15 protein-coding genes and 1 riboswitch are annotated in these 14815 nt (G+C 50.2%); of the genes, 1 reads left to right on the top strand and 14 read right to left on the bottom strand.

Going from position 1 to position 14815, the window contains the following annotated elements; genetic code table 11:
• Positions 1–534: 534 nt before the first annotated feature.
• The 12 genes from B4O97_RS15390 to thiD form a co-directional block, all read right to left on the bottom strand.
• On the bottom strand, positions 535–1110 hold the full coding sequence (locus tag B4O97_RS15390) for a type 2 periplasmic-binding domain-containing protein (RefSeq protein WP_083052184.1): 576 nt from the start codon (positions 1108–1110) through the stop codon (positions 535–537).
• 51 nt (positions 1111–1161) lie between these two features.
• On the bottom strand, positions 1162–2037 hold the full coding sequence (locus B4O97_RS15385) for an extracellular solute-binding protein (RefSeq protein ID WP_158084333.1): 876 nt from the start codon (positions 2035–2037) through the stop codon (positions 1162–1164).
• 66 nt (positions 2038–2103) lie between these two features.
• Positions 2104–2970 carry a carbohydrate ABC transporter permease gene (locus B4O97_RS15380; RefSeq protein WP_198947089.1) on the bottom strand — a complete coding sequence of 289 codons (867 nt, stop codon included), beginning with the start codon at positions 2968–2970 and terminating at the stop codon, positions 2104–2106.
• Positions 2967–3779, bottom strand: a complete 813-nt coding sequence (locus B4O97_RS15375; RefSeq protein ID WP_198947088.1) for an ABC transporter permease — start codon at positions 3777–3779, stop codon at positions 2967–2969. The genes B4O97_RS15380 and B4O97_RS15375 overlap by 4 nt, the downstream gene beginning before the upstream one ends.
• Positions 3780–3947: 168 nt before the next feature.
• The gene (locus tag B4O97_RS15370; protein ID WP_083052178.1) at positions 3948–6260 is read right to left on the bottom strand and encodes an AraC family transcriptional regulator; all 2313 of its coding nucleotides are present in this window, start codon (positions 6258–6260) and stop codon (positions 3948–3950) included.
• A gap of 130 nt (positions 6261–6390) precedes the next feature.
• Positions 6391–6891, bottom strand: a complete 501-nt coding sequence (locus B4O97_RS15365; protein WP_158084332.1) for a GNAT family N-acetyltransferase — start codon at positions 6889–6891, stop codon at positions 6391–6393.
• Between the two features lie 85 nt (positions 6892–6976).
• The gene (locus B4O97_RS15360; RefSeq protein ID WP_083052175.1) at positions 6977–7315 is read right to left on the bottom strand and encodes a DsrE family protein; all 339 of its coding nucleotides are present in this window, start codon (positions 7313–7315) and stop codon (positions 6977–6979) included.
• A gap of 198 nt (positions 7316–7513) precedes the next feature.
• Positions 7514–8257: an HAD family hydrolase gene (locus B4O97_RS15355; RefSeq protein WP_083052173.1), complete on the bottom strand. Its 744-nt coding sequence runs from the start codon at positions 8255–8257 to the stop codon at positions 7514–7516.
• Positions 8254–8898, bottom strand: a complete 645-nt coding sequence (thiE, locus tag B4O97_RS15350) for a thiamine phosphate synthase (RefSeq protein WP_083052172.1) — start codon at positions 8896–8898, stop codon at positions 8254–8256. Before thiE ends, B4O97_RS15355 begins: the two co-directional genes overlap by 4 nt.
• A complete protein-coding gene (thiM, locus tag B4O97_RS15345) occupies positions 8891–9703 on the bottom strand; it encodes a hydroxyethylthiazole kinase (protein WP_083052170.1) in 813 nt (270 codons plus the stop codon). Before thiM ends, thiE begins: the two co-directional genes overlap by 8 nt.
• A complete protein-coding gene (locus tag B4O97_RS15340; protein ID WP_083052169.1) occupies positions 9685–10920 on the bottom strand; it encodes an SLC5/6 family protein in 1236 nt (411 codons plus the stop codon). The genes thiM and B4O97_RS15340 overlap by 19 nt, the downstream gene beginning before the upstream one ends.
• On the bottom strand, positions 10920–11732 hold the full coding sequence (gene thiD / locus B4O97_RS15335) for a bifunctional hydroxymethylpyrimidine kinase/phosphomethylpyrimidine kinase (protein WP_083052167.1): 813 nt from the start codon (positions 11730–11732) through the stop codon (positions 10920–10922). The genes B4O97_RS15340 and thiD overlap by 1 nt, the downstream gene beginning before the upstream one ends.
• A gap of 97 nt (positions 11733–11829) precedes the next feature.
• Positions 11830–11942: riboswitch (TPP riboswitch) on the bottom strand.
• A gap of 73 nt (positions 11943–12015) precedes the next feature.
• Here thiD and B4O97_RS15330 point away from each other — a divergent pair.
• A complete protein-coding gene (locus B4O97_RS15330) occupies positions 12016–12762 on the top strand; it encodes an NUDIX domain-containing protein (protein ID WP_158084331.1) in 747 nt (248 codons plus the stop codon).
• Positions 12763–12791: 29 nt separating this feature from the next.
• Here the strand turns inward: B4O97_RS15330 and B4O97_RS15325 are convergent, their stop codons facing one another.
• Together B4O97_RS15325 and B4O97_RS15320 are read right to left on the bottom strand one after the other, a co-directional pair.
• Positions 12792–14066, bottom strand: coding sequence for a hypothetical protein (locus tag B4O97_RS15325; protein WP_083052164.1), 1275 nt, complete (start codon positions 14064–14066; stop codon positions 12792–12794).
• 14 nt (positions 14067–14080) lie between these two features.
• A complete protein-coding gene (locus B4O97_RS15320) occupies positions 14081–14815 on the bottom strand; it encodes an outer membrane lipoprotein-sorting protein (RefSeq protein WP_083052163.1) in 735 nt (244 codons plus the stop codon).

Here is a 14815-nt window from a genome sequence, read left to right as displayed (position 1 = left end):
ACATGTTATATTTTTACCTTCCGTACTTACTGTGAGTTTATAAACAACATCTTTTTTCCTTGAGAATTTTATTTGTCCCAGTACTTTCTCGCGTACTTCGTGAAGCTTCAGTTCCTCATTTACAACGATGAGCTCAGCGCCTTCCGTTGTCAGGCCGAAATAGTAATATCGTCGGTTTGTCGAGTAGCGGAAAATACAGCCGCATCGACCATTTGTTTCGGATGGTGCGCAAAGAACAGTAAGTATGTAATCTGTCCAGTACTGATTACCTGCAGAGACAATCGGGTGCGTAAAACTGTTGGGATTGGCGAAGGTCTGGCGCATGACTTTGCGCCCATTCCGTTCGCTGATGTGCCATGCTTCTTTTGATTCGTCATGGAAAAAGCAGGCCACTCCCCAGCCATACTTTGGTGCTGCTTCTTCGCGGAAGTGATATTCCGTATGGGGTCCGACATTCGCGGAAAACATTCCAAGGGGTATCTTCTGAAAATTATCGCTGAAAAGTAGTTCCTGCCTGCTCATTCCATTCCTCACTTATTTATTCTGCATGTCGTTATAGGACTCTGTGTATAATTTGATCCATTCATCACCGCCCGATCTTCTCCACCGTGCGACAAAATCGTCCCACTCGGCGTCGATGTCGATTGCACCAATAATGGCCTTTTCCCTGAATTCATCGCGTTGTGAAAGCAAATCGTAATCAGCCAGTTCGGGAAAAGGAGGAATCAGCATGGATATTTCATCATATGTTCCGTGTTGAGTACTGAAATCCAGATGCTGAAGACCCAACTTGCCCCATGATTGTTCCAATACATAAAGCAGTTGTTCATCCATTTTTGTCTTCTGTACTCCCATGGTAATGAATCTCCAGGCCCAGCTTTTGCCTTTGCGTTCAGGCTTGACAGTAAGCTTGTCTCCTGTCAGTTCATAGTCCATTCCTTCGATTCCTGCATGTACAAAATTGCCGCCGTCGGGTGAGAATGCCCAGTCGAGAAGATCGACAATCTTTTTCGGATTCCCTGCATCTTTGCTTATTGCAATCCAGTGTCGGACGGGCATCGCGTTGATGTTCTTTCCGGGTGTTCCGTCAACCCATTGGGGCGGAGTCATCGGTACCAAATTCTCCCTGCTGCCGTTCAGTCCCCTGTATTCCTGGAGTGATCAGAAATGATAGAACGCGCCGACTTTATCCGAGGCGATTTTCTCCCAGTACTGCTGCTTCGTGTTAACAACGTATTCAGGATCCATTATTCCTTCCTCATAAAGCCTGTGCATGAATTTTAGCCACTCTTTGTATTCCGGCAGGATATAATTGGGTAAAACCTCTCCGTTTACATAACGGGCTTTTGCCGCATTGAAGGCATCGAGAAAAATATAAAGGGAATATTCGTCATTACTTCGTCCGGTAATTCCGTAGGTGTCGTCTTTACCGTTGCCGTCGGGATCGTTCCTGGCAAAGGCTTTCAGCATGTGATACCAGTCGTCTATGCTGCGTACATTGTCGGGATCGATTCCGAGCTTGTCCAGCCAGTCTTTGCGGGCGAATGTCATTCGGGGAGAAACATCGTAGCGCTGCATCGGAATGGCATAGGTCTTTTCATCTATTTTGGAGAGTTCCCAGGAAAGGGGCAGAATATCGTTCTTCATGTAGGTTGTTTCATCGATATATTCATCCAAAGGCAGAAGTAATCCTTCCCTCGCCCAGATAGAAAAGTTTGTTCGAAGATCATTATTAATCAGTACATAATCAGGCAGTTTGCCGGAGGCGAAAATGATACTCGCTTTCTGAACGTATTGAGAAGATGATGCCTCATTGATAATTTCGATATCAACCCCATTTTGCTCTTCAATGTAATCCAGGTATGGGTTGTCATTTATATCATATTTCTCCGTGTCTACATTGATGTTGGTGAGGTATTCCAGTTTGTCCTGAACCTCTTCACTGGTCTTTTCCGCCTTACTGCATCCTGTAAGAAGGGTCACAGTAAGCGAGACTGCACATAAAATTGATAAGATTTCTGTCCAATGTTTTTTCATTGAAGCCTCCTTTTCTATTCCGGCTATTTTCATCAACGATGATTACACCGGTTTTTATACATGAAACTATCCTTTAATAGCTCCAAGCATAATTCCTTTCATAAAGTAGCGCTGTACAAAAGGGTAGATAAGCAGGATTGGAAGAGTTCCTGCAAAAATCGCTGCAGTTTGTATTGTAATGGTTGTAAGCTCTGTATCTGATTCACCGCCTGTTAAACCTTCTGTTTGGGTGCGCATGACCAGGTCCATAAGGTAGACCTGCAGGGGTTTTAACGTAGATTTATTTATGTACATGATTCCGTCCATCAGTGAATTCCAGTGAAAAACGGATATAAAAAGTGAAATGGTAGCAATCGCCGGAAGGGATAGAGGTATCATTAGCTTCCAGAAAATGATGATATCGTTTGCTCCGTCCATTTTTGCGGATTCTTCAATACTGTCGGGTATGGATGCAAAGAAACTCACGAGAACTAGAACATTAAAAGAATTAATTGCATTGGGAATAATCAGGGCCCATATTGTATCAATGAGTCCGGTATAACGAACTATGAGATAGTTAGGTATGATTCCCGGATTGAAGAGTATAGTGAATACGACCATTATCAACATGATCTTTCGGCCTTTCAGATACGACCGTGAAAGAGCATAGCCGAACGTGGCCTGTAACGCCAGGTTTACAGCAGTTCCCAAAACAGTACGGATGACTGTTGTGCGGAACGCGTTAAAAAAAGCTGCCTGCCTGAATATTGTCTGGTATGCTTCCAGTGAGAATCCCTGGGGCAGTAGACTGATAACGCCTTCCCGTACCTGGGTCGCTTCACTTAAAGAAATAGTGAAAACATAGTAGAATGGAAGGAAACATAGAAAAGCTGCCAATGCCAGAATAATGCCGTTGATCGCTGGAAAAACTTCCAGGCCGCGATGTTTAATCACCAAAGACTCCTGTCAAGATATCGTCTGGAAAACCAGTTTGCACTGCTTATAAGTATCAATCCTATAATCGACTGAAATAATCCGATCGCCGTTGTAAGGCTGAACCGGCCCTGTCCGATACCTACCCGGTACACATAGGTACTTATTACATCACCGGTACTGTAGACCGCAGGATTATAGAGTACGTATATCTGTTCGAAACCGATTTGAAGAAGCTGACCTATTTTCAGCAGGAAGATTATTACAATGGTAGCGGAAATCGACGGTATTGTTATGTGGATGATTTTCTGCCATCGGTTTGCACCGTCGATTGTCGCAGCATCAAAAAGCTGCGGATCGACTCCGGAAAGCGCCGCGAGATATATGATAGTTCCCCAGCCGGCGCTTTTCCAGATATCACTGACTACAATTATTGAACGGAAAAGGTCCTCCCGTATAAGAAAAAAGACCGGTTCGAGGCCCATACTTTTCAGGATTCCGTTAATGAGTCCTGACGAAGGGGAAAGAAATTGTACAATTATGCCTCCAAAAATCACCCAGGAAACGAAATGGGGCAGATAGATCAGAGTCTGTACCGATCTCCTGAAAGCCGATGATGTAACTTCATTCAGCATTAAAGCCAGGATTATCGGTACAGGCATGGAGATGACGATTCGATAGAAATTAATCAGGAGTGTATTGGTGAGAATCCGATAAAAATCCGGATGTCGGAAAAAGATAAATTCAAAGTATTTCAATCCCGCCCAGTCGCTGCCGAGTATTCCTTTTGAAAAACTGAATTCCTTAAACGCGATTAAAAGTCCTGCCATGGGAAGATAACGATATATGAAAAACCACAACAGACCGGGAAACAGCATCAGATATAGGTAACGGTATTTGACAAATGTAGTAATTAAACTGTTCCGCTTTTGAAGTATGTGAAGCATGAATAGATTTTATGAGCCGTCGGGAAAAACCGTCAATTTACAATAATTCGTTTATGTCGAAAAATCGTTTTCAGGGATGTATGTTTTTTCTTTTATGGATATATTCTTTGTTCTGTTGCGATAATCCGCCGGAGTTCGACCGAATGCACGTTTGAAATTCCTGATGAATGAATGTTCCGTATCGTATCCTATCATTTTGCTGATCTTTTTTATTGTCAGATCACTATTCTGCAGAAGTTCAAGTGATTTTTCAATTCTCAGTTTGTTGATATATTGAATATAACTCATCCCCAGGGAACGTTTCAGAAGCTCGCTCAGGTAACTTGTTGATACATGCAGGTTGTCCGCGATTATAGACAGGGAAATAGGTTTCGTATAATTCTCATTTATATAATTCAGTGCGATTTCGAGAGAGAGGCTTTTAAATCGTTTTTGTTCTTTATCTCGACTTTCTACAATCTCCTTGCACAGAATTGCCAGGCTTTCCACTTTTCTGTTTATCGGTTCTGAACTCTCCAGTACCGATGAGTACGTATGCTTTGCAACAACATCGGCAGATAGATTGTATTCCATCGCGACTTTCGCGGCACAAGAAAAAAGGTATAGGCAGTAAGCGTCCATCAGTTCAGGTGAATACATTTCTATTTTACTGTAAACGAGTTTTTTTGTGTAAGCAGTTATTTGCTGCCTGTTCTGAATCCGTAATTCGGCAATAAGGTTTTGACCATCTTTAACGGAAAAGTAATATATCGGTTTTTTATCTTTCAGATCAGCCGCATCCAACAGATTCCGCGTATTATCCATAAGGCATCTGCGTAAACACTCGACTGCCTGATCATATGCATCCGGTATTGCTTCCGTGTTTCTGACAATCGTGCTGCATGCTGCATTAAATTGCACACCATCCATGTTCGTGCCGGAATTCTGAAGGAGATTTATCCTTTCAAGTATGGTTCTCTTGTCTTCATGTTTCTCAAGATTCAGCAGTAATGCCCAGCTTCTTAAACCGGTTTTCAGGGTGCCACCGACAAAACCATCCTTGATTTTTTCCAGGAGTTCAGGATCGAGGAAGGCGTCATTGTTGCCGCCTGGATTAAGATCATCTCCATATTCATTAATTCGCAGAGCGAGAACAAGGAAATAGTTATTATCCTCATTGATAAATTCCCTCTCATAAAACGATCGTCCATATATATCGCGACGGCGCCCAAAAAGGAGGTTTCGTAATGCATTCTCATGCAGGAAGTCCCTGTTTTCTGAAATTATTCTTCTACTGCTCTTTGTCTGCAGAATAAGAGTGTTGAGGGTTTTATTCAAATTTGAGATAGCATCCCCGGTCTTCGAAGAATCATCCCGTTCCATACCAATAAGGTTCATCTGTGTTCGTGCGTTATTAACTGCAGCGAGGATAGGCTTTCTGGCCTTATTGTACAATATGAACGATGCGATTACAGATAACGAGAATATGAATAGTATCACGAAGGGTGCATATTTCAATAATGCGGAACTCTCAGAAAACAGGATATCCCTGGGAACTGCAAGTGTAATAAAGTATGAGTTGTTAAAAACAGGTTCGGACGTATACCAGTATGCCCTGGAGTTTATAACTATTTCAGACGGGAAAGGAGAGCTTCTCTCGAAATCCGGTGAATTCTCCAGGCTGCTGAAGGATGATTCTGCAATATCGGGGTGGTTTGATATTATTGTGCCTGCGGAATCCCCGATCGCCCAGATCCGATCGTTAAGGCTGGCGTAGGGTGGCAGGAAATTATCCAGTCTGAAGGTTATCGAAATCGCCCCAAGCTTGCTTCTCTCAGGAAGCGAAAGAAGGAAATTAAGTGTGGAATCGCTGTCTGGTATGGAATTACTGTATGTTCTTAATAAACTTGTTGTCTCATGAGAAGAGAAAAAGCGAGAAAATATCTCTTTTTTCAGATTTCCATAAGCATCTCCCTGATCGGGAGTTCTGTATCCAAAATACGTTGATAGAATAACCTGGCGACGAGTATCAATTACATTTATTGTATGAATATCATCATCGGTTGTTGCTACCGAATGAAGATTGTTGAACAGTTTCTGAATAACCAGAGGGTCTTCATATCCGGGTACCAGCAGTATCCATCTCCGTAAAAATGTGTCGGTGGATATTTGCTGGGCTTTGGTCAATATCTTTGTGTACATGACATGGACATGCGTCATGACAGTATTCTTTTCTTTTGTGAATTCCCTGACCGCTTTTATTTGAGATTCCCATTTATGGTTCAGGTATGCTATGGAAAACAGGATTACAGCAATACAACCGAACGAAAGGAGAGAAGTAAAAAATATGGAGAAGAAATAACGATGAGGATGATTTCTAATCATAATCAAACTGCTTGACTGGAATTGAACTCATATTGATCTGCACAAATTATAAAGCATGTTTTGAATAAAGTGGAGGAAAATATAAATTATCGGCGGCTTTGTTTTTCACGGGATTTTTCCAGCGTATACTTCACGTGGAGTAAAGAGCTTTCTCCAGCAGAACAAATCTGCCTTTTCTGAAGGTGACATACCCTGCCCGGGAGTAACCCCGTTTTTCGTACATGGCTACAGCTGCTGTATTGGGTGGAAAAGCGTCCAGGCGGATCGAGGCGTAACCTGTTTCCAGGGCATATTTTTCCGCAAAGCGTATCAGGCTTCCGGCTATTCCTTTGCTCTGGAAGGCCGGCCGGACGGCCAGGCGATGAAAATAGAGGGGACGGCCTTCGGTGTACTGCCAGTTTCCGGTTTCATACTCGGGATCAGATTCCTCGTTCAGGGCAACATAACCGATAAGCGTATTCCCGTCAAAGTATCCGAAGCCCCAGCCCTTGTGCAGATCATCGGTAATATCAGCGAGGGCGGGATAGACCTCGTCCCACTGATCGATACCTCTTTTCTGCATGTCCTCGACAACTTCGCGGAAAAGCCGGACTGCCTGGTCGATATGCTTAAGGTCCAGTTGGCGTATCATCATTAAATACTATAACAGATTATCTGTTTACGGGCAGAGTTTTTACTATACAATTATGACCTGAACCGTCTTTGATGCAGACTGACTATACAGAGATTATCTTTTTTCCGCTTTGCAGTATCTCCGTCAGCGGTTCTCCCCAGTATTTGACTTCAATACCCATCTCTTCCAGCTGCCCGGTTACACCCAGCTGATCTGCACAGGCTTTGCAGGCAGAAAAATATACTCCCTGGTCTATAAGTGAGATAATTGATGTACGTATGGCATCGTTATCAGCTATGAGTTGAGCAGTCGCTCCCCATATTATTACGGTCACCTTTTCCCACCAGTTTCTTTTCAATGAATTGCCTGCGTACATGAAGACCATTTTTTCTGCAGTTACAGGATCAGCATTTGTCCAGAGTATGTTGAGTTCTTTTTCCATGAGTAATCTCCTTTTTTCCGCTCGCAATCCCCGGCCGGTTAAAGAAAGCCGACGACCGGTCAAAAAATCGTTGATTTCAGTGCCGGGTTCGGCTCCGTTCTCCCAGGTCTCGGGCAGGCAGAGTCGGCCCTTCGTTTTCTTTGTTCGTACTTCCGCTGACAGTATATCAGCTGTTTCCCCGGAGCAGGTACAAAAAGATCAGAGGAATACATCTGCTATCTCCCCGGGATCATTACAGGTCATGGTTGTCGCGGAAAAATCCCTTCGGCCTCCGGCTCCTCCGAGGACTGCACAGAACACTGCTCCCGCGGCGTCGGCTGTTGCCTCGTCCACTGGAGTGTCTCCCACAAAGAGGATGGAATCTGCAGGAATACCTGTGAGGCGGGAGAATTCAAGGATGCACCAGGGATCGGGTTTCGGCCGCAGCGCTTCATCTCCAAAGGAATAATAGCTGAAGAACTTATCTATCCCATATGGGGCAAGTTCACCGAGGGCTGATTTTCTGCTGTCCGACGTGGCCAGGCCCTGGGGCAGTCCGCGGGTACGGGCTGCCGTTAGGGCTTCGAGAACACCGCGGCGCAGGGGGGGCGTTTCGGTGTCCCGGGCCAGTATTTCGTGAAGGCGTCCGTTCACCAGCCTGCGGAACTCTTCCGGTTCGGGCACCTGGCCGAAGTCGGACAGGGCCCCCGATATGGCGTCGCAGATGGAAGCCTCGGTTCCTCCGGCGAGTTCTCCGCGGGGATCCACCTTCCCGTCGCGAATACCGATGGCGGCGAGTCCGCTCTCCACCGCATCGGAACGCAGGTTCCCGGCAATTTCAAGATCTGTGCACAGGAATTCTATAAGGGACCTTTCCCGGCGTATCCAGACACTGAAGTTATCCAGAAGGGTCCCGTCCTTGTCCCACAATACGGCTTTAATGGACTCCAGGTGTTTTTTCATGCTTTATACTGCCTGGCCTTGTGAACAGCATCCAGAATTTCCTGAGCAGCTGCGCCGGGATTCGGGGCTTTCCAGACCGCAGAGACTACTGCCACCCCGGCGCAGCCGGTTCGGATAAGTCCGGGAGCGTTCGAGGCTGTGATGCCGCCGATGGCTATGACCGGCAGACTGCTCTCCTTCAGCAGCAAGGATACACCATCGCTGCCGAGACTGGAATAGTCAGTTTTTGTCTCCGTGGGAAAGGCTCCGATACCCAGGTAATCCGCCCCCTCCGCTTCTGCACGGGCGATTTCTTCAGGGCTTGCCACGGAAACACCGAAGATTCGTTCCCCCGGCCAGAGTTTTCTTACTACATCAAGGGGCAGATCCTTCTGTCCGATGTGCAGCCCGTCGGCACCCACGGCCATGGCAAGGTCAAGGCGGTCATCGATGATCAGGGGGACGGAGAAGCGGCGGCATAAAGCCGCCACCTCCAGGGCCTGCAGATAAATTTGTCTGTCGCTGAGGCGGCCGCTTTTTTCCCGGTACTGGATCATCGTTGTTCCCGCTTCCAGGGCTGCCTCCAGGGTGGGGATAAACTCCTCATCCTGTCGAAACCCGGAGTCGGTAACCAGGCAGAATGTAAGGTTCCGGCTATTCATGGAAAACCCTCCTGTCAGGATTAATCTCCAGGGTGCTGGAACTGAGAAGGCTCGCGGCATCTATCAGGCGTGTACGGAAGGTACCGCTGCCCTCCAGGGAAGAAAGGCTTTCTGCGGCCCGTTCTCCGGCGATATTCATGGCAAGTATCCCCAGAAGCGCTGCTTCGAGCTTCGAGTCGAGTACGGCGGCAAAGCAACCGAGGACCGAGGCGCTCATACAGCCGGTCCCGGTTATGCGTCCCATCATGGAGGATCCTCCCTCCAGGCGAAAGGTCTCTGTACCGTCGGAAACATAGTCACAGATACCGGTGGCTACGACGACTGTAGCGTTTTCCGCCGCCATACGTCGGGTAACAGCGGCGACGCCGTGGCTGACATCCGAATCGACTCCCTTCTGCCGGATTTCTTCTCCGGCCAAAAAAAGGATCTCCGCGGCATTGCCTTTTACTATATCCGGAGCCGCTTCCGCCAGTATCCTGCGGGAGGCACTGCGCCTGGATTCCGTGGCCCCGGCGCCTACCGGATCAAAGACCACCGGAACGCCCAGGGTTTTAGCCTTTCTTCCCACCGCTATCATGGTCTCTATGCTTTCTGCTGTCAGGACCCCCATGTTCAGGACAAGGGCTCCGGCGTGCTCCACCATTTCCAGGGCGTCGTCTCCCCAGTCCGCCATGACCGGGGCACCGCCGAAAGCGAGGGTTATATTGGCGCAGTCGTTTACGGTAACCATATTGGTAATATGCTGAACCAGGGGATGGGTCTTCTGAATCAGGTCGAGGCTGTCAATTAATGCTTTTGTGTCCACAGGGCAGCTCCTTTCTGCAGCAGGTAATAGGAAATCATCGAAATAATAAGGGCGGGAACCGAAACCCCCAGGGGAAATCCCTGGGGAAGCAGGACGTAGTAACCCGCAAGGCCGGCCGCCCAGGCACCGAAACCGAGAAGGACATCAGAAATCGAGGGAGGAGAGGAGGAGAAAAAAAGACGCCGGCAGAATATCACCCCGAAGAAGGGGGCGAAGACCGATCCAAGGGCATAGAGGAAGTGTTCGTACCATCCGCCGGGGACCGCCAGGGCAAGTGCAAGTCCCGACAGACCCATCAGAAGGGGTGTTGTCCGCTGTCCAAGGCGGGGAAATACAAGACGCAGGGAGACCCCGGCGGAGTGGACATCCAGAAACCCGGTCGTAACCGTGGAGAGCAGTACAACCAGAGCGGCCCCCGGGCCGAGACCCGCAAGCAGCATGCTGGCGACGGGACCTGCGTCGGGGACTTTTAGGATTGAGAGCAGTCCCAGAAGGTACATGGCGCAGCTCCCGATAAAATACCCAAGGGCAGCTGCGCTTACTCCCCTGCGTCCCTTGCCGGCGTTGCGGGTATAATCCCCCACCAGGGGCAACCACGACAGTGGCATTATGACGGCAAGTTCCAGCATCCCGCCGAAGGCGGGAGCGGTGTTTGCCTCCTGTCCCGCAGGTCCCGGAAGCATGAACAGTTTTACGGCCCATAGCACGGATAAGATAAAAAGGAGTGTAACAGCGGCGATGTTCAGATTGCGCATCCCCCGGAAACCCGCAGCTGTCCATACAAGGAGCAGCAGGCCGGTAATCAGCCGTGCCCGGGGCAGACTAATCTGCAGACCCGTCGCTGCTGCGGCAGCTTTCAGGCCTTCAGCCCCTGCCAGAATCATGACTGCGGTCCAGCCCAGGAGTTGAAGGGCGTTGATCAGGGCGAAAATCCGCACCCCGGCATTACCCAGGCTTGAGTCCGCGATTGCTATGGCGTCCTTGTCCTCCTTCCAGGAGATCCAGCCGACAGCATAGAAGGCGACAGCTCCTATCAGGTGCCCCGCGAGTATCGCGAGGACGGCAGACCCGGTACTCATGGAGCTGTACAGTGTGCCGGTAATAATCTCCGCCAGGGAAACGGCTGCACCGAACCAGAGGATACCCAGGTGCAGGGAGGAGAGGGAAACCGGGGAGGACGTTCGTACCTCGGAGTGAAGGGTGGATTCAGTTGTCATTATGCAAGCTCCTCTCCGCCGTAGAGGCTGTAAAAATGGTGGATCGGGCCGCAGCCGCCGCCCAGCGGAATGCCGTGGGCTATTCCTTCGCTGATGTAGGACTTCGCCCGGCGTACTGCATCATCAAGGGATAATCCTCCGGCAAGCAGGGCGGCCAGGGTGCTGGAGAGGGAGCAGCCGGTACCATGGGTATGCAGGGCTTCCAGGCGGGGAGCGGTGTAGACTCTGCTTCCCCCGGCGTCGATAAGGATGTCCGCGGAGCTCTCCGGATTCTGGGAGTGTCCGCCTTTTATCAGGACCGCTCCGACGCCGGTTTCGAGAATACGGCGTCCGGCTTTTTCCATCAGCGCCCCGTCGGCGTTTTGAAGCTCCATTCCAGAAAGGGTCTCCGCCTCGGGTATGTTGGGGGTAAGCAGATCCGCCAGGGGAAGCAACTCCCGTATAAGGCTCTCCTCGGCTTCCGGAGCAAGCAGTCTGTGTCCCGACTTGGCCACCATGACCGGGTCCAGGACAAGGACCGGCGGTTTCCACCTGGCAAGGGCCCGGGCAACGGCGGAAATAATCTTTCCGTCCGCAAGCATCCCGATTTTTACCGCATCTACCCGGATGTCCGAGAAGACCGCCTCGATCTGGGCGGAAACAATTTCAGGGTCAAGAACCCTGATGGCTGTGACTCCCCGGGTGTTCTGGGCGGTAACGGCGGTTATGACCGTCATCCCGTAGACGCCGTTGGCGGCAAAGGCCTTCAGGTCGGCCTGGATGCCCGCGCCTCCCGAGGAGTCGCTTCCTGCAATTGAGAGAACGTTGTACATAGGATCTCCTTTCCGATACCTGTACACGACCTGGGTCTTCAGGATCGGACAGTGGTTTTGAGATCCGGTTGGGTAGGTATGTATGATTGGATGATGGAAGAATCAACCTCACGCTTTCCTACGCCGGCATTATCCGGATCAGGTTCGTGGGTCGGGGACTTTGCGGGCCCCCCTCTCAGCCGGCCAATTCCGGCACCCCAAGGTGTATGAAAATAAAATAACCGGAAGGGGGTGCAGTGTCAATGCTTGTATTTATGTCTGACTTCCGGTTATGGTAGCTCCCATGTGTGTACTTTCCTATGAGCTGAATCCCTTCGGCGGGGCTGTAATCGATCCTGTCTCCCTGCCTGACAACCCCGGGGTGTTTACCCGTACGCTTGACGCAGTTATAAAAGAGTTGAACAGCCGGAACATAAAGGTGGTCTGGCTTACGCTGCCCCTTCCCCTGGCATCTCTTGTGCCTGTCGCTGCCCAGAGGGGCTTTGTCTATCATCACGCGGAGCCTGAGTATCTTCACATGACCCTGACCCTGATACCGGGCTCTATTATCCCGCCCTATGCCACCCACTATATCGGGGCCGGCGGTGTGGTTCTGGACGGAGATAATCGTCTTCTGGTGGTCTCCGAGCGCTATCACCTCAGATCGAAACGGCATTACAAGCTCCCCGGCGGCGCCCTGGAGCAGGGTGAGCACATCGCCGAAGCAGTGGTCAGGGAGGTCCTTGAGGAAACGGGCATACGGACTGAATTCCTCTATACCGCGTGCTTTCGCCACTGGCACGGTTACCGCTACGACAAGTCGGATATCTATTTTGTCTGCCGTCTGAAAGCCCTCTCTTTCGAGATTATTCCGGACAGCAGGGAGATTTTCGAGTGTCTCTGGATGCCCGTGGAGGAGTTTCTGAACAGTCCTGATACCCATGCTTTTAACAGACGTATTGTCCGTGCCGCCATGACGGGGAAGGGGCTTTTCCGGGAAGAGATAGAGGGTTACGGTACTTCCGAAACCCATGAGATGATGTTTTGCTGATTGCCCGGGGGTGAACGCGGTCTTTCGTATCAGAAGCTTATCCGGAGCTCAGCGTATATCCGGTTTCCTGCCATATCCACGGAACCTGTTCCGGTCCCGAGAATTGACAGGTCAATAAGCCCCTGAAACTCCCCGCTGCCGTAATACATAATCGATCCCAGGGAGAATCTGCTGTTTGCCGTAAGCTCCCAGCTGTATTCGGAAAAAACCGCCCCTGAGAGGTCCCCTGTGTTCAGTACTGAACCGCAGGATACAAGATGATAGTCAAAAAAGCGTTTTTCCAGGTAGCCGAAGAGGTAATGCCTCCCCATGACTTTCCTGGTTCCCTCCAGTACCGGCAGCACCTCATACCCGCTTTCGCGGCTGCTGCCTGTGCCCTGGAAAAAATACTCTCCCCGGACTTCCACTCCCTGCAGCACGGACGGCAGGGCATGGAAACCCGCCGCAAATTCCAGATTATCCTTAAAATCCCAGGAACCATCAGCAGGATCCCCCGAAGGATCGCTGATGCAGAGGGCTGCTTCCCAGTAGAGATTTATTCCGGCGATAGTGCCGACACCGTCGGAGCTGAGCCAGAGGGGGCGTTCGTAGCCTGAGGTCCGGGTATCATACAGAATCTCCCGAAGGATTCCCAGAGAAAGGTCGAAGGGACCGGCAAAACCTCTGATCCGTGTTCCCCAGGGGATATTTGCGGCATTATGCGCAATCATATCCGGGTCAGCCTTTCTTCCCCGGTCCTCCGCCGCCAGGTATGTCGAAAGTGTAACTCCATTCTTCAGGTAGATGGAAGAGCTGATCCCCGTTATACCCGGAGTTTCTTCGTCCCCCCCGGGATTCAGGGAATCCGCAGGATTTACCCGTGCGCTGGGATTAAACACATAGGCTGTTCCCCAGGCCAGGGGAATCTTTCCAGCCTGGAGGTCAAAGTTCCCCAGGTCAAGGAGTCCCCAGGCATGCTCGACCTGCAGCTCCCCGGTATCCGAGGCTTCCCAGCCGCTGAGGCTGTCAAGGCCAAGACGTCCGGCGCTGAAATCCGGACTATCCGTTCCATGAAGCGTTGTCCACTCCGTCTCAAGATGGAAGCGCAGTCTCTCCTCCGGTTCCCAGTCTCCTTTTAAACGGAGCCTGGTATAGGCCCCCGGCTTCCACGTGTCGGCGGAATCGTCGTCGGTATAACTGGTCAGGCCTGTTCCGCTTTCCAGGTAACCGTAGATCTCGGGGGAAGAGGGATCCCCCCAGCCCGAAAAGGCGAGGGCAATCAGGAGCACACACAGGAGTCCGCAGGTCTTTCTGCAGCATCTCATCCGATTCTCCCCTGTCAGCGGTAGAAACGGGTGGGATTGAAAAGCTTTTCATCAACAGCTCTGTCGAAACGTGCTTCAAGGATCAGGACCCTCGTCCTGCGTTCCCTCTCGAGGTTGATCATCTCCATGCTGCCGGCGATTTCCCTGCCCCCCATGACTGTATAGTCCCTGAAAAACAGGTCCTTAAGGTGACCTTCTTTTTCCGTGTGAAATTCCATCTTCAGTATCCTGTAGCTCCCTTTCTCGATCTCGAACACAACCCGGGTATAGGCGGAATCGTCCTGAACAGGGATGCCTTCTATTATGTACATTGATCCCGACTCATCCACCAGGCGTGTACGGTAGTCCTCTTCCAGGGTTCCGCCCCCCAGATCCTCATAGGAAAAGTCGCCGCCTACTCCCTGTACGGACTGTTTTTTCGATTCTCCGACTATCTTGCGTACCCGTCCGGTGGATGGAAAATGTACCCAGCGATCGTCACCCCTGGAGAGGATTTTCATTCCCTTGATGGTCCGGGGTTCCTCGAACACCATGAAGGTCTCGTCATTTCCCCTGCTGACACTGGAGATCCTGAACTCCCGAAGACCTGAATCGCTCGCCATGCTCGGGTATACCCTCATCAGCATCGTCTGTTCCGATGTTTTCGAATACTGTCTTTCGTCTACCCTGCGTATAATCTCCAGAGCTGTTTCCGGCCATACCGCGGATGCACATACCAGCATCGCGAACAGCGCTTTCATTTTACTCAT

It is taken from the genome of Marispirochaeta aestuarii, assembly GCF_002087085.1.
In the GTDB taxonomy this organism is placed as follows: Bacteria; Spirochaetota; Spirochaetia; order JC444; family Marispirochaetaceae; genus Marispirochaeta; species Marispirochaeta aestuarii.
This window is presented reverse-complemented; position numbering and strand designations above follow the sequence as displayed.